Source organism: Pseudomonas sp. TE3552, from assembly GCF_056278945.1.
Genome location: NZ_JBWBQJ010000001.1, coordinates 3,473,101 through 3,496,322 on the forward strand (window position 1 = coordinate 3,473,101; position 23,222 = coordinate 3,496,322).

Genomic DNA, 23,222 nt, shown 5'->3' on the forward strand with positions numbered 1-23,222 from the left:
ATAGTCCATCCGAGCATGTGGTCGACCGGTTGAATCCACAGCCAAAAGCAGCCCTTCGATGTATCTACAAAACCAGAGGCGGTTTACTTACAACGGAGATGCGGCCAACCCCAACTTCAACAACTCCTTACGTAGCAGCGAGCGCTCAAGCACAGCCATTCCGGCCTGCCATTCGATCGACAGCAAATGGCACAGCTTTTGTTGGCTGACCAAGGGCTCAGCCAGAAAGTAGCTTTTGCACTCGCGGATGCTGATGACGTTCAACAGCCAGTCTCCACCCTGCGCCGCCAGCCAGTGGCCGATCGTTGAACGATGCGTTCGGATCAGCGCACTGGCATCCCACACCGCCATCTGCGCGAAAACCTGCGGCAGGTTGCTATCGGCTTTCAGCCGCTTCATATCAACCGCCAACGCGCCAATTAGGTCTGACTCGATAGTGGCTTGGCACTCGGAGAAATACCGCTCGGGCCAGTCCGCTTCCAGTTTCGCCCGCCGTGCGAGGACTTCATAAGCCCGGATATCCGATTGGGTGGTCAACTGCCCTGTGAAATTCAGGGTATTGTCCAGAATTGCCGTGGCCAGCAAAGCGGCACTTTTTTCGCTGATCAGCGGCAACAGCTCTGCCGCTTCCCAACGCTGAAAAATCAGAGTCGCCGCTGCGCCGATCGGCAGGATGTCTGCCGCAGATCCGAGCTTCTGCGCCCAATAGTTTTCAAAGCCTGGGTGATGGTCAATGACTTCCACCACCTGTTCAAGAACCACCACCGGGTCGAAGTGGTGGTAGTCGGAGACATCCACCAACACGAAATCATCACCCGCTCTCGGCAGATAATCGTCCAGAGATGATTGCCATCCGAGCACGGTGCTGGAGATGCTGGCATTGAGCGGGGCGCTACTGACGACCCGAGCATCAACGCCTTGGTGATTCAATAGCTCGGCGTACGCAATGCAACAGGCATACGCGTCGATGTCCAGGTACGCCGAGCCTGAGGTCACCACCCTCATAACACGTGGGCCGCATTGCTGGCTGCCAATTGGCCGAAGACATAAGGATCGTTGACTAGCGGGGAGAAAGAATCGGTGGTGAATAAAAGATGTTTCTCACCTGCGTCATAGACGGCGCAATCATCAGAAGACTCAAAGCCCAATACCACCTTGTCATCCGAAACCGTATTGGCTGCAGTTTGCGACAGAATCTTCGTTAACACACTGGATGGGATCTTGCACCCGCACCCACCACTCTCAGATTTATCCATGATCTGACAAAACATCGACATCGGCTTTCCTTAAAATCCATTTCCCATAATTAAAACAGCGCACTAGCGTGTCGAAACATTCTGCTGTGCCCTATTTTCTGCCGACAAGACTCGTATGCTTTCATTGCGAAAACATGACGGAATGGAGGTATTTTGAAGTCATGCGGATGTCAGCGCGCAATGGTGTATGAACCACTGGTATGGATGAGCAACGCTATGAAAGCCACGAATGGAGCGAACAGCACCAAGCCGCCGACGGGCGACTGCCCAGCCCCAGGCAAAACCGCTTTCTCCCTTGAAACGGCCGCCACTCAGCAAGCCAAGCACGTAAACGCCAATCTTATGAGCCAACAGGTTGATTAAGATATCAAAGATGAAATCCATTTTTGATTCTCGTGGCTCCTTGTCAGTTGAGCGTTCTAGCCGAAAGCAGCTCACCACAGCGCTTGCTTATCGAACGACATCGAATCACTGCTCAGTATCGCCGCTCGCCAACCCTTTCAACTTGATCTCAGCCAACGGATGCCCGGCCTTCAAGGCAATACGCCAAAACCGCGCCGCTTCCACCGGATCCGGCGCCTTGCTCGGCGTTCCCGCAAGGCTGATCACCCCAACCTGATACGCCGCTTTCGCATCCCCCGCCAACGCGGCCAGGCGCAGTAATCGCACACCCTCCTCGCGAGCCCCGAGACCGACACCGCGAAAGACCAGAATGTGGCCGTAGAAGCTCTGGGCGCCGACATCACCCAGGTTCGCCATACGCGCGAACTGGCCCTCGAGCCAGCTCCAGCCTCGCGGCTGGCGCACAAACCACGACCAATGGAACAACCGGCGGGCCAGCCAGTAACTGGCCCGCGCCTTGAGCCGTAAAAACACTCAGGCTTCCGCCGACTCGGGGTACTCGTATTCGAACACCCGCACCACTTCCGAGGCATGCCAGGATGCGGCAGCCACGCCATCGGACGGTCCGGAGAAGCGCCCGAGGCGCTCGACACATTCGAAAAAGCCGGTGCGCGGCAAACGGCTGGCGCCCTGGCTGATTACCAACGAGCTGCGTAGCGGCTGCTCGGCCTTGGCATCTAGCGCAGCCAAATGCTCAAGCGCCGCGGTCAGGGTTTGCATGGCCGGCGTGGGTAGCTGCAAACGCTCCAGCAACGCCCGATACGTCAAAAGATGGCGCTGACGACGCGCCTGATCCAGTTCCCCCAGCAATCCGTCCCAATGTTGACGACTGATGCGTACGCTCACGATTCATCCCTCCATCCTGGCACCGTCAATTCCCAGGCGAGGCTGCGGCGAATAGCAGCGTCGGGTTGACGCTCACCGCTTTCGATCAAGGCGAGATATGACGGACTGATGCCTACCGTGCGGGCGAGCGCCTCAATGGCGATGCCCTTCCCTTCGCGCAAACTGCGTAGTTGATCCAGCCCCGGAAGAATCGGGTCTGGTGTGGCCGCGGGAGGCACTGTGGCGTCGCGCGGTGGTTGTTGCTTGATGCCTGCTGCTTTCAGTAGAGCCTGATACTGAGCCCATGGCAGAACCGCATATTCTGGTTCGCCTTCGCGTGTAATTATCTGAATATCCATGACTACCCCGTAGGACAACGACACTTAGCGAGTCGGCACTTTTCCCTAGAAGTGTAATCCTAACAGCGGCCAAGGTCGCGGGGGGATGAATATGGATGATCCTGAATCGGTTCAGGTTTTTTTCGGGCCCTGAAGCTGCAGTTGTTCCGGGGTGTCGGGCAGGCGCTCAACCACCGCAAGTTTTTCCGGCAACTGACGCTTGCGCCAGGCGCGGAAGGCGTTGAGTTCGTCATCGAGGACTTTCATCAACCAGGCCAGTACGGCAATGTCATCGAGCATGCCGAATACCGGGATGAAATCCGGGATCGCGTCCACCGGGCTCAGGAAATACATCAAGCCAGCCACCACCGAGACCAGTGCTTTGGGGCTGATGGCCCGGTACTCGCCACGCCAGTAAGCCAGGCAGAGCGCCTGCAACAAGCGCAGATCGTCTTTAAGCTTGCCCAGACGATTGCCTTGGCGGGCACCTTTGCTGGCGACCGCAAACAGCAGGGTCGGCAATCGACCACGGGCGAGCAGGCGTCCGGCCAACGGTAGGAAACGAGCAAAATTCCAGGGTGTCTTCATCATTTCTTCCCACTGAAATGTTATCCACACAAATTGTGGATAACCTTGTGAACAGAGCTGCATTTCACGGCTGAAAGCCCCGTTACATAAGGCCCCCGCTCAGATCGGGCGTTTTTTACTCACCAAAAAAAACCCAAGATTTCATTGACTTGGCGCTCCGGTCCGTCTAGCTCGGGTGCCTTCACTGGCTATGACTCCAGCGTATAGCATCCGTTCGCTTTGTTTACCTTTGCCGAACGCCAGATGCAACAACGCCCCGCATAAGCGAGGCGTTGTTTTCAGAGCAGACGCGAATTACTTGGTGGCGTCTTGTTTGGCTGGATCCTTGATGGCCAGCAGCTCCAGGTCGAACACCAGCACCGAGTTGGCCGGGATCGCCGGGCTTGGGCTTTGGGCGCCGTAAGCCAGGTCGCTAGGGATGTACAGTTTGTACTTCTCGCCAACGTGCATCAGTTGCAGGCCTTCGACCCAACCCGGAATCACACCGCTGACCGGCAGATCGATCGGGCTGCCACGCTCCACGGAACTGTCGAAAACGGTGCCGTTGGTCAGTTTACCGGTGTAGTGAACAGTCACCACGTCGGTCGGCTTTGGCTGTGGGCCATCGGCCTTCTTGACCACTTCGTATTGCAGGCCGGAAGCCGTGGTGACGACACCGGCTTTCTTGCCATTCTCTTCGAGGAATTTCTTGCCGGCAGCTGCCGACTCTTCGCTCATCTTGGCCAAACGCTCTTCGGCACGCTTCTGCAGTGCTGCGAAGGCTTCAACCAGTTCCTCGTCCTTCAGCTTCTGTTCTTTCTTGCCGACGGCATCTTCGATGCCTTGGGCTACAGCTTTGGAATCCAGGTCATCCATGCCTTCCTGAGCCAGGCTTTTGCCCATGTTCAGGCCAATGCCGTAGGAAGCTTTTTGCGCCGGGGTTTTCAGCTCTACGCTGGTTTGCGAATCACAACCCGCAAGTACCAGGCCAACCAGGGCCACCGCCGCCGCCAACCGATGCTGTTTCATGCTATTTCCTTGTTCATGCGCCTAAAGGGCAATCGAATAAAGCCGCGAGCTTATCAGGCGGCCACGACCAATGGCTACCGGCATAAGAGCAGGAAACGTCCGATAAGTTCAGGTGTTTAAACGCATTTGGGGCGTAGAAGGATGAAGCTTCTGTCATCCGGCTCTTACAGACTCAGATACCGCTTCCCACAACCTCTGGCGTAATGGCCTCTTGCCGCACCTCATCAGCTGAGGCATAAGTAGGGCTACAAATTGACAAGGATGTTTATATTGCGCCTCATATTCCGCTTGCTGGTTTTGATCGCAGTGCTGCTGGGGCTGGGCCTCGCCGTGGTGCTGTATTACGTTGCCAACCCGAAGTTGCCGGCCTGGTCACCGGCGCAACAGGTGCATTACCTGGAGCAATGGAGCGCCGCAGACCGCCAGGCTTATTACTTCACGCCTCAGGGTACCCAGGTCAAAGGCTTGCGCTATGACTGGTTCAATGCCCTCGAACTGCCCTTCTCGCAACGCCGGTTCGCCGCTCCCGAATACCTAGCCCGCTTCGGTTTTCTGATCGACCCGAGTCAGAAGGCCACGCCGAACAACCCCGGCAACCTGCCCGTAGGCTTTGCCCGTCATCAAAACGCCGGCAGCCAGGACCAGTTTCTGGACATCACGTGCGCCGCCTGCCACACCGGCGAATTACGCTTCAATGGCCAGGCCGTGCGCATCGATGGCGGCTCGGCCCAGCATGTGTTGCCGTCCAGCGTCCCGACCCTGCGTGGCGGCAGCTTCGGCCAGGCACTGGTGGCCAGCCTCGCCTCGACGTACTACAACCCCTGGAAATTCGAACGTTTCGCGCGCAACGTCCTGGGTCAGGACTACGACGCCCTACATCAACAGCTACGCGAAGATTTCAAAGTCTCCCTCGATACCTTCTTGAAAGTGGCCTGGAACGACACCCATCGCGGGCTCTACCCCACCGAAGAAGGCCCCGGCCGCACCGACGCCTTCGGGCGCATTGCCAACGCCAGTTTCGGCGACGCGATTTCACCCGCCAACTACCGCGTGGCCAACGCGCCGGTGGACTACCCGCAACTGTGGGACATGTGGACCTTCGACTGGGTGCAGTGGAACGGTTCGGCGCAACAACCGATGGCCCGCAATATCGGCGAGGCCCTGGGCGTCGGCGCCACGCTGAATTTCTTCGACGGCAGCGGGCAACCCCTCAAGGGCGATGACCGCTACCCGTCCAGCGTCCGGGTGCGTGATCTGCACCGCATCGAGCAAACCCTGCAACGACTCAAGCCGCCCGCCTGGCCGGAAGCCCTGTTGGGCAACATTGACAAACCTTTGGCCGCAAAAGGCCGCACCCTGTTCGCTGAAAACTGCGCCGGGTGCCACGTACCCCGTGTTACCCAAAGCGACGGCAGACCGGTACAACATCTGAAATTGCTGCCCGTGGAGGCGATTGGCACAGACCCCGGCGCCGCCAACAATATTGCCGACCATCGCTTCGACCTGACGGCCTTGCAGTGGGATCCGGCAGAGCTTGCGCAACTGGACGTACAACTGCATCCCAAACCCACGGAACCATTGGATTTGAGCCAGTTGTCAGTGGCCAAGGGGTTGGCCTACGTCACTGCGTTCGTGGGAAACCAGGCGTACCGCGAAGCTAATGTGACACCCGCGGAACGCCCGAACCTGGACGGTTTCGGCCTGCCTATCGGCGTCCAGGAATTGCGCAGCTACAAGGCCCGACCACTGGCGGGCATCTGGGCCACGCCGCCGTTTCTGCACAACGGTTCGGTACCGAGCATTTATCAGTTGCTCTCGCCTCAGGATGAACGCGCGACCACGTTCTACAAGGGCACCTTCGAATACGATCCCAAACAGCTGGGCTATCGCACCGAAGCCTTCACCAACGGCTTTGTGTTCGACACGCGCATCACCGGCAATCACAACAGCGGCCACGAGTTTCGCGCAGGCGAGCGTGGCAAGGGCGTGATCGGTCGCTTGCTGCAACCACAGGAGCGCTGGGCGTTGCTGGAGTATCTGAAAGTGTTGGGCGGCCCGCTGGAGTCGCAATTGTGATGACCACCTCCTCAGTCAAAAGGATTGACCCATGCTGATCACACTCTGGCTGCGCCTCGGCGCCTTCCTCGGCAAAACCCTGCTGTGGTTGCTGGGGCTGGGCCTGCTCGGCTGGACGCTGGCCATGGCATGGCTCGCCTGGCAGCATCGTGGCCCGGTATCGGCTGAAGAGCTGATTCCCGATGGCGAAGCGGCAATGACCCAGGACATCATCCAGACAGCCGTGCGCATCGTCGATCAACACCGTGAAAGCACCCGCTACCTGCGCGATGCCCACGCCAAAGCCCATGGCTGCGTAAAGGCCGAAGTTCAGGTGCTGCCGAATCTGGCGACGGAGTTGCGTCAAGGCGTGTTCAGCGAACCTGGCAAAACCTGGCAAGCAACGATGCGGCTGTCCAACGGCAATGCGTATCCGCAGTTCGACAGCATTCGCGATGCGCGGGGCATGGCGATCAAATTGCTCGATGTGCCAGGCAAACAGTTGCTGAGCGATCGGCAAGGGCATAGCGAACAGGATTTCGTGATGTTTAACCATCCGAACTTCTTTGTCAGCGATGTCGCCGAGTATCGTCAGAATGTGGCCGCTCAGGCTGACGGCAAAAAGGTGATGGCGTTCTTCCCGGGTTGGGACCCGCGCACCTGGCAGGTTCGCCATCTGTTTATTGCGCTGGCGACGCTCTCCCCTGCCCCAACAAGCCCGACGCAGACCACTTACTTTTCGGTTTCGCCGTACAAGTTTGGTGAGGCCAACGCCAAATTCCGGGTGATGCCGGATCCTGATAGCTGCCCGGCCTACGTTCTGCCCACGCAAAATCAAAACCTGCCGAATTTCCTGCGCAGCGCGCTGAATCAGCAGTTATCAACTGATCGGGTGCCGGCCTGTTTCGTCTTACAGATCCAGCGTCAGGACCCGAGCCAATACATGCCGATTGAAGACACCAGCGTCGAGTGGCGTGAACAAGACGCGCCTTTCGAAACCGTGGCCAGGATCAAACTGCCTGCCCAGGATTTCGACACCCCGGCGCTGAACCTGCAATGCGACAATCAGTCGTTCAATCCATGGTTCGGTCTTGAAGACCATAGGCCGATTGGCGGGATCAACCGGTTACGCAAAGCGGTGTACGAGGCTGTCAGCGACTACCGGCACAGCCGCAATGCTGAACAATGAACAAGACACTTAAGCCGGAATGAGATAGCAGCTGGCGAAGCCTGCGTTCGGCTGCGAAGCAGTCGTGAAATCGACTGACGCAGTCTGCCTGACACACCGAAGTTTCTGGTTTTACGACTGCTACGCAGCCGAACGCAGCCGAACGCAGCCTTCGGCAGCTGCTACAAGGAGTGTGGCATGACGGAAATCGCTGGCATTACCCGAACAGGTCGCTTTTCCAGTGAATCCGGCACAAAGCCAAATCCCAGACAGCAAAAAGCCCGCACTAAGCGGGCTTTCCGTGGTGACCTGGCGTTCAGTATTCCAGGTTACCGAATATGGCGCAGCGGACGGGACTCGAACCCGCGACCCCCGGCGTGACAGGCCGGTATTCTAACCGACTGAACTACCGCTGCGCGTAGCGTTGAAAGTGGTGGGTGATGACGGGATCGAACCGCCGACATTCTGCTTGTAAGGCAGACGCTCTCCCAGCTGAGCTAATCACCCTTTACCTTCGTTGCGGGGCGCATTGTGCCACAGATTTTCATAAAGTGTTGATTTAATTGATAAAAAATCAAAAAAATCTGAAAACCGGTAAAACGACACACCCTGCAGGAACCTCAGACAGAAAAAAACCCGCGTTAGCGGGCTTTTCCGTGGTGACCTGGCGTTCAGTGTTCCAGGTTACCGAATATGGCGCAGCGGACGGGACTCGAACCCGCGACCCCCGGCGTGACAGGCCGGTATTCTAACCGACTGAACTACCGCTGCGCGTAACACTAAAGCGAATGGTGGGTGATGACGGGATCGAACCGCCGACATTCTGCTTGTAAGGCAGACGCTCTCCCAGCTGAGCTAATCACCCTTCACTTTCGGTGTGGCGCGCATTCTACGGAGCGACCACACCTCTGGCAAGCACTTTTTTAATTAATTTTTTCAGGCCTTCCAAAGGCTTAGCGAAGGGTTGGCCTATGGCGCCGCTAAGAGAATAATGCCCCCCTTTGTATAAAGGAGAGACTCACCCCATGTGGTTCAAAAACCTGCTTATCTATCGCCTGACCCAAGATCTGCCTTTTGATGCCGAGGCGTTGGAAACTGCACTGGCCACCAAACTGGCGCGTCCATGTGCAAGCCAGGAGTTGACCACCTACGGTTTCGTCGCGCCATTCGGCAAGGGCGAAGACGCGCCGCTGGTACACGTCAGCGGTGACTTCCTGCTGATCGCCGCCCGTAAGGAAGAACGCATTCTGCCGGGCAGCGTCGTGCGCGACGCGGTGAAGGAAAAGGTCGAAGAGATCGAAGCCGAACAAATGCGCAAGGTCTACAAAAAGGAACGCGATCAGATCAAGGATGAAATCATCCAGGCCTTCCTGCCCCGCGCCTTTATCCGTCGCTCGTCGACCTTCGCCGCCATCGCGCCGAAACAGGGCCTGATCCTGGTGAACTCGGCCAGCCCGAAACGCGCCGAAGACCTGCTCTCTACCCTGCGCGAAGTGATCGGCTCGCTGCCGGTGCGTCCGTTGACGGTGAAGATGTCGCCGACCGCCACCATGACCGAGTGGGTCACCACCCAGAAAGCCGCGGACGATTTCTTCGTGCTGGACGAGTGCGAACTGCGCGACACCCACGAAGACGGCGGTATTGTTCGTTGCAAGCGTCAGGACCTGACCAGCGAAGAGATCCAGTTGCACCTGAGCACCGGCAAAGTGGTCACGCAATTGTCGTTGGCCTGGCAGGACAAACTGTCGTTCGTGCTCGACGACAAAATGGTGGTCAAGCGCCTGAAGTTCGAAGACCTGCTGCAAGATCAGGCGGAACAGGACGGTGGCGACGAAGCCCTGGGCCAACTGGACGCCAGCTTCACCCTGATGATGCTGACCTTCGGCGACTTCCTGCCGGCGATGGTTGAGGCGTTGGGTGGCGAAGAGACCCCGCAAGGGATCTAAAAACAACCGGTTCCCTTTGAAGGAACCGGATCAAATGTGGGACCTGGCTTGCCAGCTCCCACATTGATTGGATTTCCAAACTGGGAATCCCACTTATATAACAAGGATCAGGCCATGCGCGCACTGGCTGCATTAAGTCGTTTTGTCGGCAACACCTTTGCTTACTGGGTACTGATTTTCGCCGTCGTCGCGTTTGTGCAACCGGCCTGGTTCATCGGCTTGAAAGGCGCCATTGTGCCGCTGCTGGGGCTGGTGATGTTTGGCATGGGCCTGACCCTCAAGCTTGAAGACTTCGCCGAAGTCGCTCGCCATCCGTGGCGCGTGGCCCTGGGCGTGGTCGCTCATTTCGTGATCATGCCCGGCGTGGCGTGGTTGCTCTGCCAGGTTTTCCACCTGCCGCCGGAAATCGCCGTCGGCGTGATTCTGGTCGGCTGCTGCCCGAGCGGCACGTCGTCGAATGTGATGACCTGGCTGGCCCGCGGCGATCTGGCGTTGTCGGTGGCCATTGCCGCCGTCACCACCCTCCTCGCTCCACTGCTGACGCCAGCGCTGATCTGGCTGCTGGCCTCGGCCTGGTTGCCGGTGTCGTTCATGGAGCTGTTCTGGTCGATCCTGCAAGTCGTGCTGCTGCCGATCGTGCTCGGCGTGGTTGCCCAGCGGGCACTGGGTGATCGGGTTCGTCACGCGGTGGATGTGTTGCCGCTGGTGTCGGTGGTGAGCATCGTGATCATCGTCACCGCCGTGGTGGCCGCCAGCCAGGCGAAGATTGCCGAATCCGGCCTGCTGATCATGGCCGTGGTGATGCTGCACAACAGCTTCGGCTACTTGCTGGGATATTTCACCGGGCGCCTGTTCAACCTGCCGCTGGCCCAGCGCAAGTCCCTGGCACTGGAAGTCGGCATGCAGAACTCCGGCTTGGGCGCAGCGCTGGCCAGTGCCCACTTCTCGCCGCTGGCGGCGGTGCCAAGCGCGTTGTTCAGCGTCTGGCACAACATTTCCGGGGCGCTGCTCTCAACGTATTTCCGCCGCATGAGCGAGAAAGAAGACCGGCAGATCGCGGCTCAGCAGGCAACTGACTAAGCGCAAACTTGATCCTCGGGTTAATGATCGGCACTCTATTGCGCAACGCGGGGACGACCTCGCGGCTCGATCGAGTCATTAATCCGGGGACGACCCCATCCATCGATGGAGGTCTTCAATGTCCTGGATCATTCTGTTTTTCGCCGGCCTGTTCGAAGTCGGCTGGGCCGTCGGCCTGAAGTACACGGACGGCTTCAGCCGCCCGTTTCCTACCGCACTGACCATTGCCGCCATGGCAGTCAGCCTGGGCCTGCTGGGCCTTGCCATGAAGGAATTGCCGTTGGGCACGGCCTATGCGGTCTGGACTGGCGTGGGTGCGGTGGGAACGGTGATCGCCGGGATCATTTTGTTTGGTGAATCCATGGCGCTATTTCGGCTGGCCAGTGTGGCGTTGATCATTGCCGGACTGATTGGGCTCAAGGTCAGCGCTTAGGCCTCTACCGTCTTCGCGGGCAAGCCTCGCTCCAGGTTTGAGTTGTGCCATATTGTGGACACACCACCACCCTTGTAGGAGCGAGGCTCGCCCGCGAAGAGGCCCGCCCGATCAACGATTACCTGACAGCCCCACGCAATTCCCCCACCAACCCTTGCAATCTGGCTGGCTCAGCCGCCTCGACCGCCACCGCCGGCCCCGCCACCAATGTCACCCGCGACCACAGCCGACGAAACATCCCCTTGTTCGGATCGCGGCTGAAGAAACTCCCCCACAATCCCTGCAACGCCAGCGGAATCACCGGCACCGGTGTTTCTTCAAGAATCCGCGTCAGCCCACCCTTGAATTCGTTGAGCTCGCCATCGGCGGTCAACTTGCCTTCAGGGAAAATGCACACCAGCTCACCGTCCTTCAGGTACTGGGCGATGCGGGTGAAGGCTTTTTCGTAGATCTGAATGTCTTCCTGGCGCCCTGCTATCGGAATTGTCCCGGCTGTGCGGAAGATGAAGTTCAGTACCGGCAGGTTGTAGATTTTGTAATACATCACAAAGCGAATCGGCCGACGCACTGCGCCGCCAATCAGCAACGCGTCGACGAACGACACATGGTTGCAAACCAGCAACGCGGCGCCTTCGTCGGGAATCAGCTCCAGGTTGCGGTGCTCGACCCGGTACATGGAATGGCCGAGCAGCCAGATCATGAAGCGCATGCTGAACTCGGGGACGATTTTGAAGATGTAGGCGTTGACGCCGATATTCAGCAGCGACACCACCAGGAACAGCTGCGGGATCGACAGCTTGGCGAGGCTCAGCAAGACGATCGACACAATCGCCGACACCACCATGAACAGCGCGTTAAGAATATTGTTGGCGGCGATCACCCGCGCCCGCTCATTCTCGGCGGTGCGCGACTGGATCAACGCATACAGCGGCACGATGTAGAAACCGCCGAAGACTCCAAGCCCCAGGATATCGATCAACACCAGCCAGGTGTGGCCGAACCCCAGCACTTCGATCCAGCCATGGCCGGTAACGCCGTCCGGAATTCCGCCGGAATGCCACCACAGCAACAGACCAAAAACCGTCAGACCGAACGAGCCGAACGGCACCAGGCCAATCTCGACTTTGCGCCCGGACAATTTCTCGCAGAGCATCGAGCCCAGTGCGATACCGACCGAGAACACGGTAAGAATCAGCGTCACCACGGTCTCGTCGCCGTGCATCCACTCCTTGGCATACGCCGGGATTTGCGTCAGATAAATCGCCCCGACAAACCAGAACCATGAGTTGCCGACGATCGAACGCGATTACCGCCGGGGTTTGCCCCAGACCCAGCTTCAAGGTGGCCCAGGACTGGCTGAAAATGTTCCAGTTCAGGCGCATTTGCGGCGATGCCGCCGCAGCCCGGGGAATGTTGCGGCTGGCCAGGTAGCCGAGCACTGCGATGCCGATGATCGCCGTGGACACCACCGGTGCATAGTTGCTGGCCGACATCATGATCCCGGCGCCAATGGTCCCGGCGAGAATCGCCAGGAAAGTGCCCATTTCCACCAGGCCGTTGCCGCCCACCAGTTCTTCTTCGCGCAAGGCCTGCGGCAGGATCGAGTATTTCACCGGCCCGAACAGCGCCGAGTGGGTGCCCATGGCAAACAGCGCCAACAGCATCAGCGACAAATGATCGAACATGAAACCGACCGCGCCCACCGTCATGATGACGATTTCCCCGAGCTTGATCAGACGGATCAGCGCGTCCTTGGCGAACTTTTCCCCGAATTGCCCGGCCAATGCCGAGAACAGGAAAAACGGCAGGATAAACAGCAACGCACACAGGTTGACCCAGATCGAGCGGTCACCCTCAATCGTCAGCTTGTACAAAATGGCGAGGATCAGCGACTGCTTGAAGATGTTGTCGTTGAAGGCCCCGAGAGACTGCGTGACAAAAAACGGCAGGAAGCGCCGAGTGCGAAGCAAGGTAAATTGCGAGGGGTGACTCATCTTCCATGTGTCCCTGATTTTGGGTAAAGGGTGGCGTGGATACTATTATTGGAATATCAAACGTCGATCCAGGCCACACATTACCTAATCCTTGCCGGTTATTTCTTTAATCCTGCAATGCATGGCGAAACAAACAACTCCCCCCGCCACGCGCCCTGCACCGTGCGTTTGGCGACAATCAGCCACATCACTGCCAGTAACGCCACCAGCACACAACCAAAGATGCTGAAAAAAGTCAGGTGCAATGTGCTCGCAAGTTTCAACGTCGCCAAAGAATAGACGCCCAGCGGGAAGGTGAAGCCCCACCAGCCAAGGTTGAACGGTATACCGTCGCGCAAGTAACGCACGGTGATCAACAGCGCTATCAACATCCACCAGAACCCGAAGCCCCACAGCATGATTCCGGCCACCAAACCAAGCCCTGCAGCAATCTCGCCGATACCTGGCAAACCATTGGCGGCGAAAACCGCCGGCGCGTCGGCGCCCAGTAGCAACATGCCCAGCGCTCCGGTACCAATCGGCCCCAAGGCCAGCCAGCTTGAGGCAGCCATGTTTTCGTGGGGCAATTTATGCAACGCCATGCGCAGCAACAGGATGGTCAGAATGCTGAACGCCACCGGCAGGGAAAAGGCCCAGAGTACGTAGCTGGTGACCAATACCACCAGTTGCGAATGTGCATCGGCCAGGTGTGGCGCCAGTAGACCGCCGCTGGCCGCTGCCACTTCCGCCGCCACCACTGGCAACAGCCAGACGGCGGTCATCTGGTCGATGCTGTGCTCCTGACGGGTAAACATCATGTAGGGAATCAGTACGCCGCAGGCCAGCGACATCGCTACGTCCAGCCACCACAGCACTTGGGCGACATGAACCACACCGTCCCCCCAGCGCGGCAGACCGAACAGCAGAACGCCATTGATGATGGTCGCAAGGCCCATGGGAATGGTGCCAAAAAACATCGAAACCGTGGAATGACCGAAAATCCGCCGCGCCTCGTCGAAGAACATGACCCAACGGGCGGCATACATGGCTGTGAACAAGACAAACAGAACAATATTGAACAGCCACAGGCCTTCGGCAAACGCATGCAGACCGGGATTCGACACCGGCAATTGCGCAAGCGCCAGCGCCAATACCCCGGTGCCCATGGTCGCGGCGAACCAGTTGGGGGTGAACTGGCGAATGGCTTCCCGGGGATGGGGAAGCTGGCTCAATGGCCGGAAACCGGGTTTAACGCTATGGGCGCATGTCATGGTGAACTCCTGTCCTCTGGTGAGGTGGAGCTCATGATAGATCCGAATCGAATATCGATATAACGGGAAATATCTCTAACTGTTATCTATTTTACAGATACAGCATCAGACGCTGCCTTCCGTCTCGATCACCAATATCCTCGCCACACCCAGTGGATGAGCCATATGCTCGGTGCCCACCGAGGCATAAAAGATATCGCCGACTTCGAGTAGCGTTTCCTTCTCCAGGCCTTCTTCGCGATAACGCATCTGCACCTGCCCATCGAGCACCACGAACACTTCCTGACCGTCGTTGATGTGCCATTTATAGGGCTGATCGGTCCAGTGCAAACGGGTGGTGATGCCGTTCATGTTGGCGATGTCCAGCGCCGCCCAGGCGCGGTCACCTGTGAAGGATTTGCTGCGGATGATCTTCATGGGTCGGTCCATCGAAATGAATGTCGGCGCCAAGGCTAATGGTCATCGAACATCGACGCCACAGACTTTGACTGCCTGCTCACGCATCAAGCCGACCAACGCACCGAGCGAAAGGATGATCAGCACCGCACCATAACCATCAGTAGCTGCCACCAGACCAAAGGTCCGCGTCAGGTTGCCGGCCAGCAACGACGGCAAGCAGAACGCCAGGTAACTGAGCGCATAAAACGCCGACATCAAACCCGCCCGCTCATGAGGCAAGGCCAGCGGCACGATGCTTCGCAGAGCACCCAGGAAGCCCGCGCCAAAACCGCCGCCCGCCACCAGTGTGCCGAAGAAAAACAGTGGCAGGCTGGCGCTGTGTACCGCCAGCAAAATCAGCGCAACACCTGCGGGCAGCAGGCTCGCGCCCAAGAGCAAGACTTTGTCGGCCGGCCGATGGCGCAAGGTATAGATCATCAATGCGCCGGTCACCGTCAACACGGCCACCGTCGCCCCGCCAATCAGATTCGAGGTGGACCCGGTGGCAGTCCGCACCAGAGACGGCGCCAGGGAGGCGAAAAAACCACCGAGCGCCCACACCGCCAGATCTATCGGCAGCACCCGCCACAACATACGCCGTGCTTGAATCGGCACATGCAAGGTCGGGCGCAACGAGGCCCATGCGCCCGGTTGTCGGGTGACGCTTTCCGACAGGCGCCAAACGTACAGCGCTTGCATCACAAACAACGCGAACAGTACCCAATAGGTCAATTGCAGCGGCTGCGGCGCAAACTCCGCCAACAAGCCGCAGCCCATGGCACCCAGCGCCATGCCCAACAACGGCGCAACACTGTTGACCATCGGCCCTTGCTGACGGTCGGTGTCCAGCAGTGCCGCACTCAAAACGGCGGTGGCCATTCCCGTGGCAAACCCCTGAAGTACCCGCGCACTGATCAACCAGGCGACGCTGTCGGCGTTGATGAACAGCAACATCGCCAGCATGTTCAGCAAAACGGCGGTAAAAATCACCGGTTTGCGCCCCAGATAATCCGAAAGCGAACCGACGGTGAGCAACGCCGCCAGCAAACTGAGGGCGTAGACGCCGAAAATCAGGGTCAGGGTCGCTGCCGAGAACTGCAGGTGTTCCTGATACAAGTGATACAACGGTGTCGGCGCGGTGGAAGCGGCGAGAAAACTGAGTAAGGTGATCGCCAGAAACCACAGGCTGGAACGGTTTGACGTGAGACGGGACATAGGCACACTCCGCAAAAGCTAACTTTTTGCTTTTGCGGAGTGTGCTACCGGCTAACGCTTAAAGCAAATTCTTTGTGTTAAGGTCCGCCGTATGGCTATTAAAGAAGGTTTACGCCCAGGTGGCCGTAGCGCCAGGGTGCAAGAGTCGATTCACTCGGCAGTCCGCGCACTCCTCGAAGAACAGGATCGCGCCAGCGTGACGGTGCCGCAAATTGCTGCACGGGCCGGAGTGACGCCGTCGACCATTTACCGACGCTGGGGCGATCTGTCAGCGCTGCTGGCCGACGTCGCCCTCGCCCGCATGCGCCCCGACAGCGAACCGGCCAACACCGGCAGCCTGCGCGGTGACGTGCTGGCCTGGGCGGAGCAGTATCTGGACGAAATGAGTTCCGAACCCGGGCGCAACATGATGCGCGACGTGCAATCCAGCGCCACGCCGGGCTATTGCGTGACGATCATTGGCGGGCAGTTGCAGACGATTCTGGATCGCTATCCCGGGCAGCCGAAGCCGAGTGTCGATCGACTGATCAATATGGTGGTGGCGCCGACGGTATTTCGCATCCTGTTTTCGGCGCAGGCGCTGGAGGTTGAAGAGTTGCATCGGTTGATTGATATTGCGTTGAGTCAGTAACGCCGCCTTCGCTTGTAGGAGCGAGCGGTGCGGCGATCCGACTTGCCCGCGAAGAGGCCCGAAAAGACACCAAAGATCCAACTGACTCCCAACCTGCGACACCCCGCCACGCCACGACCTTGGTCGACACTGACTAACTCAGGCGGTCATGCGAGACTGTCTGGATCGGGCGCAGTCCCGGATGTCTTTTGTCTGGAGTTCCCATGTCGCTGTCCACCGGGCTGATTGCCACTGTCGCCCTGGCCTATATGGCCATTTTGTTCGCCATCGCCTTTTACGGCGACCGTCGCAGCACGCCGTTGCCGCCGCGGGTGCGTGCCTGGGTGTATAGCCTGTCGCTGGCCGTTTATTGCACCAGCTGGACGTTCTTCGGCGCCGTGGGCCAGGCGGCGGAACAACTCTGGTCATTCCTGCCGATCTACCTCGGGCCGATCCTGCTGCTGGTGTGCGCGCCGTGGGTTCTGCAAAAAATGGTGATGATCAGCAAACAGGAGAACATCACCTCCATCGCCGACTTCATCGCCGCCCGCTACGGCAAATCCCAGTCACTGGCCGTGGTGGTGGCGCTGATCTGCCTGGTCGGTGTGTTGCCCTACATCGCCTTGCAGCTCAAGGGCATCGTGCTGGGCGTGAACCTGCTGATCGGCGCCGGAGCCGATGCCATGGGCACCCGCGCGCAGGACACGGCGCTGATCGTGTCGCTGGTGCTCGCGCTATTCACCATCGTTTTCGGTACCCGCAACCTCGACGCCACGGAACACCACCGCGGTATGGTGCTGGCGATTGCTTTCGAATCGCTGGTCAAGCTGTTCGCTTTTCTCGCGGTCGGCGCGTTCGTGACCTACGGTCTGTACGACGGTTTCGACGACCTGTTCGATCAGGCCATGCTCGCCCCGCGCCTCGAAGCCTATTGGAAAGAAACCATCAACTGGCCGTCCATGGTGGTGCAGACCGGTGTGGCGATGATGGCGATCATCTGCCTGCCCCGGCAATTCCACGTGACCGTGGTGGAAAACATCGACCCCCAGGATCTGCGTTTGGCCAAGTGGGTGTTCCCTGTCTATCTGGCGCTGGCGGCGTTGTTTGTGGTGCCGATCGCACTGGCCGGTCAGATGCTGCTGCCCAGTTCGGTGCTGCCGGACTCCTTCGTCATCAGCCTGCCCCTGGCCCAATCTCACCCTGCCCTGGCGATGCTGGCGTTTATCGGCGGTGCCTCTGCGGCGACCGGCATGGTGATCGTGGCCAGCGTAGCGTTGTCGACCATGCTCTCCAACGACCTGTTTGCTGCCCTGGTTGCTGCGACGCAATAACGCCGAGCGGCCATTCGAAGTGTTCCGCCAGTGGATGCTTTCGGTGCGCCGGGTAAGCATCGTGGTCATTTTGTTGCTGGCCTACGTCAGCTATCGCCTGCTGGGCTCGACCGCTAGCCTTGCGACCATCGGCCAGATCGCTTTCGCTGCCGTGACCCAACTGGCCCCAGCGATGCTCGGCGCACTGTACTGGAAACAGGCTAACCGCCGAGGAGTGTTCGCCGGGCTAGCCACCGGGACGTTCCTCTGGTTCTACACCCTGGTGTTGCCGATCGCCGCCAACAGTCTCGGCTTGCCGCTGAGCAGTTTTCCGGGCCTGGCCTGGCTGCAAAGCAACCCGCTGAACCTACCGATCACACCGCTGACACAAGGCGTGGTGCTGTCCCTGGCGGGTAACTTCACCTTGTTCGCCTGGGTCTCGGTACTGTCGCGCACGCGGGTTTCGGAACACTGGCAGGCTGGTCGCTTCATCGGCCAGGAAATCAGCGCCCGCCCCAACGCCCGTTCGATGCTGGCAGTGCAAATCAACGATTTGCTGCAACTGGCCGCTCGTTTTGTCGGCGAAGAACGGGCTCGCCAGAGTTTCATCCGTTTCGCCTACCGCCAAGGCAAGGGCTTCAACCCGAACCAGAACGCCGACGGTGAATGGATCGCCCATACCGAACGCTTGCTGGCCGGTGTACTCGGCGCCTCTTCGACTCGCGCGGTGGTAAAAGCCGCCATCGAAGGTCGGGAAATGCAACTCGAGGATGTCGTACGGATCGCCGACGAAACCTCGGAAGTACTGCAGTTCAACCGCGCCCTGTTGCAAGGCGCCATCGAGAACATCACCCAGGGCATCAGCGTGATCGACCAGTCGTTGAAACTGGTGGCCTGGAACCGGCGTTACCTTGAACTGTTCAACTATCCCGACGGCTTGATCAGCGTCGGCCGGCCGATTGCCGACATCATTCGCTACAACGCCGAGCGCGGCCTGTGCGGCCCTGGCGAAGCAGAAGTGCATGTCGCCCGCCGCTTGCACTGGATGCGTCAGGGCCGCGCCCATACCTCCGAGCGACTGTTCCCCAATGGTCGAGTGATCGAACTCATCGGCAACCCGATGCCCGGCGGCGGCTTCGTCATGAGTTTCACCGACATCACTGCATTCCGCGAGGCTGAGCAGGCGTTGACCGAAGCCAATGAAGGCCTCGAGCAACGGGTCACCGAAAGGACCCACGAACTCTCACAACTCAACGTTGCCCTGACCGAAGCCAAGGGCAACGCCGAATCGGCCAACCAGTCGAAAACCCGCTTCCTGGCCGCCGTCAGCCATGACTTGATGCAACCGTTGAATGCCGCGCGTCTGTTCTCTGCCGCCCTCTCCCATCAGGAGGACGGTTTGTCCAGGGAAGCCCAGAAACTGGTGCATCATCTGGACAGTTCACTGCGCTCGGCCGAGGACCTGATCAGCGATCTGCTGGACATATCCCGCCTGGAAAACGGCAAGATCAACCCTGACCGCAAGCCCTTCGTGCTTAATGAGTTGTTCCATACGCTCGGCGCCGAGTTCAAGGCTCTGGCTCAGGAACAGGGGCTGAAATTCCGCGTCCGGGGCAGTGCATTGCGGGTCGACAGCGACATCAAACTGCTGCGACGGATCTTGCAGAACTTCCTGACCAATGCTTTCCGCTATGCCAAAGGGCCAGTGCTGCTCGGTGTGCGGCGACGCAATGGCGAACTGTGCCTGGAGGTCTGGGACCGTGGGCCAGGCATTCCGGAAGACAAGCTGCAGGTGATTTTCGAAGAGTTCAAACGCCTCGACAGCCACCAGACCCGTGCCGAAAAAGGCCTGGGCCTGGGGTTGGCGATTGCCGATGGGCTATGTCGCGTGCTGGGCCACACCTTACGCGTGCGTTCCTGGCCGGGTCGCGGCAGCGTGTTCAGTGTCAGCGTGCCCTTGGCTCGGGCACAAACCGCGGCGCCAACCAAGGTCGCCGAACTCAATGGCCATTTACTCAGCGGCGCGCAGGTGCTGTGTATCGATAACGAAGACAGCATTCTGATCGGCATGAACAGTTTGCTCACGCGCTGGGGTTGCCAGGTCTGGACCGCGCGCAACCGTGATGAATGCGCGACGCTGCTCGGCGATGGAATGCACCCGCAATTGGCGCTGGTGGATTACCACCTGGACAATGGCGAGACTGGAACCGAATTGATGGCGTGGCTGCGCACGCAACTGGGCGAGCCGGTGCCAGGGGTAGTGATCAGTGCCGATGGACGGCCGGAAACGGTGGCCCAGGTGCATGCAGCAGGCCTGGATTACTTGGCCAAACCGGTGAAACCGGCGGCGTTGCGGGCGTTGTTGAGTCGGCATTTGCCGTTGTAGTGCCGCCCTCCAGACCACCCAAAACCTGTGGCGAGGGAGCTTGCTCCCGTTCGGCTGCGCAGCAGTCGTCAAGCAGACAGCGCGGCATACCTGACAGTCATCGTGGCAGCACTTGGGGCTGCTTGGCAGCCCAGCGGGAGCAAGCTCCCTCGCCACAGAGATTAAGTGGTGCCTTGCTTATTCCGGCAACTCGGCCAAGCCATCTACATCCGTCATCGCTCGCTCCAGCAGGTCCGCCGGCAAGCTCTTGCTGGCCCGCGCACCAAGCAACTTCAACTGCTCGCTGCGACTGACCAGGTTGCCACGGCCTTCTGTCAGCTTGTTGCGTGCGTTGCTGTAGGCCTTGTCCAGTTGCTGCAAGCGATTGCCGACCTCATCCAGATCCTGGATGAACAAAACGAACTTGTCGTACAGCCAACCGGCGCGCTCGGCGATTTCCCGGGCGTTCTGGCTTTGGCGTTCCTGCTTCCACAGACTGTCGATGACCCGCAAGGTGGCCAGCAACGTGGTCGGGCTGACGATGACGATATTGCGATCGAATGCTTCCTGAAACAGTGTCGGTTCAGCCTGTAACGCCGCCGAAAACGCCGCCTCGATCGGGACGAAAAGCAGGACGAAATCCAGGCTGTGCAAGCCATCGAGCCGCTTGTAATCCTTGCCGGCCAGGCCTTTGACGTGATTGCGCAGGGACAGTACGTGCTGTTTGATGGCGATCTGGCCGATGGCATCGTCCTCGGCCGCCACATATTGTTGATAGGCGGTGAGGCTGACCTTGGAATCGACCACGACCTGCTTGTCGCCGGGCAGGTAAATAATCACATCCGGCTGGAAACGCTCACCGTCCGGCCCCTTGAGATTGACCTGGGTCTGGTACTCGCGCCCCTTCTCCAGACCCGCATGCTCAAGCACCCGCTCGAGAATCAGCTCGCCCCAGTTGCCTTGGGTTTTCTGCCCTTTCAAGGCTCGCGTCAGATTGGTGGCTTCGTCACTTAGGCGCAGGTTCAGTTGTTGCAACCGCTCCAGTTCCCTGGCCAGGGAAAAGCGCTCGCGGGCTTCGGCTTGATAGCTTTCCTCGACGCGCTTTTCGAACGACTGGATGCGTTCCTTCAGCGGATCGAGCAACTGCCCCAGACGCTGTTGACTGGTTTCGGCAAAACGTTGCTCACGCTCGTCAAAGATCTTGCCCGCCAGCTCGGCGAATTGCGCTCGCAGCTCGTCACGCGAACCTTGCAGGTCATTGAGGCGCTGTTGATGGCTTTCTTGCTGTTCACGCAGCTCGGCATTCAGGGAGGCGGCCTGCGCGTCCAGGCGGCGCAACTCAGCCTCCTTGCCGGCGCGTTCGATGTTCCAGGCGTGGGCCGCGTCGCGGGCATCGTCGCGTTCGATCTGGAGCAGTTCGACTTCACGGCGCACAGCAGCCAAATCAGCCTGTTTGGCGGCGTTGGCCTGGCTCAGGTCAGCGATTTCATCACGGCAGGTGTCGAGCTGGGCATTCAAGCCATCGTGCATCAGCTGGGCCATGGCAAGGCGCTCTTCCAGCAATGCCAGTTCGGCCTGCCCCGCATTGGTCCGACGCTGAAGTTGCCAGGCCAGTGCCAGTAACGGCAGCGCGGCGCCCGCCAGCCCCAGCAATGCGCTGGTCAAGTCCATCGCCATAGCCACTCCTGCCGATCAGATAAAGCGTGAAGGTTAACCAAGGCCTCAGGTCTTGGACAGCTCAGTCTTCGATCAGACCGAGTTCCTGTTGCGCGCGCCGATCCCCGGCACGTGCAGCCTGACGCAGAAGCTCCTGCCCAATGCGGCGATCCCGGGCATTACCGCATTCGCGGCACATCAGCTGGCCTAGACGGCTTTGTGCAGCCACGACGCCTTCACGGGCAGGCTGCTTGAGCAAGTGCCCGGCGAAGTGTTTGACGTTGGGGTTTTCGCCCAGGCGCGGGTTGTCCAGTAGCCATTCGGCCACACGCATCGAAAAGCGCTTGGGTGGAACAATACTGAGGGAGGTTGAGGCAACAGAGGCTGATACTGAGCGAAACTTCATAAAGCACTGTGGGGCAGATCGGAAGGCGCGCCACTCTACTCTTTTTTTCGTACAGGTAAAGTCGAAAAAAGCCTGCACGCCCGTCCTAGAGCAAGCGCTCGGGACAATCCACAGAAGCTGTGGATAACTCAGTGGACAACCGCCCTCGAACTCGCGCAAAGCCCTATGGAATGGGGCCTGCAGTCAAACTGACGATTTTTTCACCAGTAAAAAAAAGCGATGTTTTTCATTGACTTAAATTTTCGTTACAGGCACCCACTCCACTTGAAGCAAGGATGACAGTGGGATGACAGTGCGCGCAACTTATGTGCACAAGTGCCCGCGAGGCGGTTATATCGATGCGCTTTTTCGGCGCGCTTTTTCGTAATGCTTGGGGATAAACCCGGGTAACCCGCGCTACCGATTGATCCTGGCTCGATCGTCCTCTCGGATCAACGGTCCAACGCTGGGCCATTACGGGGCGCGTGTCTGCCGGTGGCCTTTTTCCGACAGCCTATGCGGTCGTGGTCGGTAGCCACTCCAGCGATCTTTTTTGCGAACAGACTTCCCTTTGGTAATTCAATCCGTTAGTATCCGCGGCGTTAGTACCAAGCTGAAAGTCAATTCTGGCCGAACAAATCCCCCCGGTCAGCCTTCTCTGAAGAGAGCCTCCACCGAAAAAGCGGGATCGACCACCTCGATGGTTTCCAGGTAAATCTTGCGCCAACACAGCCTTTGAATCGAAAACAAAGGGTGTTGCGAAGCTCACTTACTCTGACCGAACCAACCTGCAAATTGATCAGGATCTTCACCCAGGGCCCAGAACCTTTGCCCTTGATGTGTTGCCTGCCCTCCTAAGTACCTACCTGCCAGCCCAAGCGCGCCAACTTATCAGCGCTT

At 58.9% G+C, this 23,222-nt stretch carries 19 protein-coding genes, 4 tRNA genes and 2 pseudogenes; 7 read left to right on the forward strand and 18 right to left on the reverse strand.

Annotated features, from left to right (window positions below; translation table 11 throughout):
* Positions 1-87: 87 nt before the first annotated feature.
* From ACZ9BB_RS15520 to ACZ9BB_RS15555, 8 genes are all read right to left on the reverse strand, one after another.
* Complete coding sequence (locus tag ACZ9BB_RS15520; protein WP_476214504.1) at positions 88-1,005, reverse strand: DHH family phosphoesterase; 918 nt, start codon at positions 1,003-1,005, stop codon at positions 88-90.
* The gene (locus ACZ9BB_RS15525) at positions 1,002-1,277 is read right to left on the reverse strand and encodes a hypothetical protein (protein WP_476214505.1); all 276 of its coding nucleotides are present in this window, start codon (positions 1,275-1,277) and stop codon (positions 1,002-1,004) included. The genes ACZ9BB_RS15520 and ACZ9BB_RS15525 overlap by 4 nt, the downstream gene beginning before the upstream one ends.
* A gap of 138 nt (positions 1,278-1,415) precedes the next feature.
* Positions 1,416-1,640 (reverse strand): hypothetical protein, encoded by a 225-nt coding sequence (locus ACZ9BB_RS15530; RefSeq protein ID WP_476214506.1) that lies wholly within the window; start codon positions 1,638-1,640, stop codon positions 1,416-1,418.
* 84 nt (positions 1,641-1,724) lie between these two features.
* Positions 1,725-2,132: a sel1 repeat family protein gene (locus tag ACZ9BB_RS15535; protein ID WP_476214507.1), complete on the reverse strand. Its 408-nt coding sequence runs from the start codon at positions 2,130-2,132 to the stop codon at positions 1,725-1,727.
* A complete protein-coding gene (locus tag ACZ9BB_RS15540) occupies positions 2,133-2,504 on the reverse strand; it encodes a hypothetical protein (protein ID WP_003223109.1) in 372 nt (123 codons plus the stop codon).
* On the reverse strand, positions 2,501-2,842 hold the full coding sequence (locus ACZ9BB_RS15545; protein WP_476214508.1) for a helix-turn-helix domain-containing protein: 342 nt from the start codon (positions 2,840-2,842) through the stop codon (positions 2,501-2,503). The genes ACZ9BB_RS15540 and ACZ9BB_RS15545 overlap by 4 nt, the downstream gene beginning before the upstream one ends.
* A 111-nt stretch (positions 2,843-2,953) precedes the next feature.
* Positions 2,954-3,409: a YkvA family protein gene (locus ACZ9BB_RS15550; protein ID WP_476214509.1), complete on the reverse strand. Its 456-nt coding sequence runs from the start codon at positions 3,407-3,409 to the stop codon at positions 2,954-2,956.
* A 294-nt stretch (positions 3,410-3,703) separates the two neighbouring features.
* The gene (locus ACZ9BB_RS15555; RefSeq protein WP_476214510.1) at positions 3,704-4,417 is read right to left on the reverse strand and encodes an FKBP-type peptidyl-prolyl cis-trans isomerase; all 714 of its coding nucleotides are present in this window, start codon (positions 4,415-4,417) and stop codon (positions 3,704-3,706) included.
* A gap of 270 nt (positions 4,418-4,687) precedes the next feature.
* Between ACZ9BB_RS15555 and ACZ9BB_RS15560 the strand changes: the two genes are divergently transcribed.
* Complete coding sequence (locus tag ACZ9BB_RS15560; RefSeq protein ID WP_476214511.1) at positions 4,688-6,493, forward strand: di-heme-cytochrome C peroxidase; 1,806 nt, start codon at positions 4,688-4,690, stop codon at positions 6,491-6,493.
* Positions 6,494-6,524: 31 nt separating this feature from the next.
* Positions 6,525-7,661, forward strand: a complete 1,137-nt coding sequence (locus tag ACZ9BB_RS15565) for a catalase family protein (protein ID WP_476214512.1) — start codon at positions 6,525-6,527, stop codon at positions 7,659-7,661.
* A gap of 318 nt (positions 7,662-7,979) precedes the next feature.
* On the opposite strand, the gene ACZ9BB_RS15570 is transcribed toward ACZ9BB_RS15565, so the two are convergent.
* The 4 genes from ACZ9BB_RS15570 to ACZ9BB_RS15585 all read right to left on the reverse strand — a co-directional run bounded on the left by ACZ9BB_RS15570 (position 7,980) and on the right by ACZ9BB_RS15585 (position 8,505).
* Positions 7,980-8,056 (reverse strand) — tRNA-Asp (locus ACZ9BB_RS15570).
* Positions 8,057-8,071: 15 nt separating this feature from the next.
* Positions 8,072-8,147 (reverse strand) — tRNA-Val (locus tag ACZ9BB_RS15575).
* Between the two features lie 187 nt (positions 8,148-8,334).
* Positions 8,335-8,411: transfer RNA gene (locus ACZ9BB_RS15580), tRNA-Asp, on the reverse strand.
* Between the two features lie 18 nt (positions 8,412-8,429).
* Positions 8,430-8,505 (reverse strand) — tRNA-Val (locus tag ACZ9BB_RS15585).
* 160 nt (positions 8,506-8,665) lie between these two features.
* On the opposite strand from ACZ9BB_RS15585, the gene rdgC reads away from it, so the two are divergent.
* From rdgC to sugE, 3 genes are all read left to right on the forward strand, one after another.
* A complete protein-coding gene (gene rdgC, locus ACZ9BB_RS15590) occupies positions 8,666-9,586 on the forward strand; it encodes a recombination-associated protein RdgC (RefSeq protein WP_476214513.1) in 921 nt (306 codons plus the stop codon).
* Positions 9,587-9,700: 114 nt separating this feature from the next.
* Positions 9,701-10,666 carry a bile acid:sodium symporter family protein gene (locus tag ACZ9BB_RS15595; RefSeq protein ID WP_476214514.1) on the forward strand — a complete coding sequence of 322 codons (966 nt, stop codon included), beginning with the start codon at positions 9,701-9,703 and terminating at the stop codon, positions 10,664-10,666.
* 118 nt (positions 10,667-10,784) lie between these two features.
* Entirely contained in the window at positions 10,785-11,099 is a 315-nt protein-coding gene (gene sugE, locus ACZ9BB_RS15600) for a quaternary ammonium compound efflux SMR transporter SugE (protein ID WP_476214515.1), read from the forward strand.
* A gap of 118 nt (positions 11,100-11,217) precedes the next feature.
* Here sugE and ACZ9BB_RS15605 read toward each other — a convergent pair.
* The 4 genes and pseudogenes from ACZ9BB_RS15605 to ACZ9BB_RS15620 all read right to left on the reverse strand — a co-directional run bounded on the left by ACZ9BB_RS15605 (position 11,218) and on the right by ACZ9BB_RS15620 (position 15,996).
* Positions 11,218-13,093: pseudogene (locus ACZ9BB_RS15605) on the reverse strand (MFS transporter).
* A 98-nt stretch (positions 13,094-13,191) separates the two neighbouring features.
* A complete protein-coding gene (locus ACZ9BB_RS15610) occupies positions 13,192-14,343 on the reverse strand; it encodes a TDT family transporter (protein WP_476214516.1) in 1,152 nt (383 codons plus the stop codon).
* 105 nt (positions 14,344-14,448) lie between these two features.
* Positions 14,449-14,760, reverse strand: coding sequence for a cupin domain-containing protein (locus ACZ9BB_RS15615; protein ID WP_476214517.1), 312 nt, complete (start codon positions 14,758-14,760; stop codon positions 14,449-14,451).
* 42 nt (positions 14,761-14,802) lie between these two features.
* A complete protein-coding gene (locus tag ACZ9BB_RS15620; RefSeq protein WP_476214518.1) occupies positions 14,803-15,996 on the reverse strand; it encodes an MFS transporter in 1,194 nt (397 codons plus the stop codon).
* Between the two features lie 91 nt (positions 15,997-16,087).
* Between ACZ9BB_RS15620 and ACZ9BB_RS15625 the strand changes: the two genes are divergently transcribed.
* Both ACZ9BB_RS15625 and ACZ9BB_RS15630 read left to right on the forward strand, forming a co-directional pair.
* The gene (locus tag ACZ9BB_RS15625; RefSeq protein ID WP_476214519.1) at positions 16,088-16,627 is read left to right on the forward strand and encodes a TetR/AcrR family transcriptional regulator; all 540 of its coding nucleotides are present in this window, start codon (positions 16,088-16,090) and stop codon (positions 16,625-16,627) included.
* A 203-nt stretch (positions 16,628-16,830) separates the two neighbouring features.
* A pseudogene (locus tag ACZ9BB_RS15630) lies at positions 16,831-20,302 on the forward strand (hybrid sensor histidine kinase/response regulator).
* 177 nt (positions 20,303-20,479) lie between these two features.
* Here the strand turns inward: ACZ9BB_RS15630 and ACZ9BB_RS15635 are convergent.
* Positions 20,480-21,844, reverse strand: coding sequence for a DNA recombination protein RmuC (locus tag ACZ9BB_RS15635; protein ID WP_476218328.1), 1,365 nt, complete (start codon positions 21,842-21,844; stop codon positions 20,480-20,482).
* A 175-nt stretch (positions 21,845-22,019) separates the two neighbouring features.
* Positions 22,020-22,343 carry a sel1 repeat family protein gene (locus ACZ9BB_RS15640; RefSeq protein WP_476214520.1) on the reverse strand — a complete coding sequence of 108 codons (324 nt, stop codon included), beginning with the start codon at positions 22,341-22,343 and terminating at the stop codon, positions 22,020-22,022.
* Between the last annotated feature and the right edge of the window lie 879 nt (positions 22,344-23,222).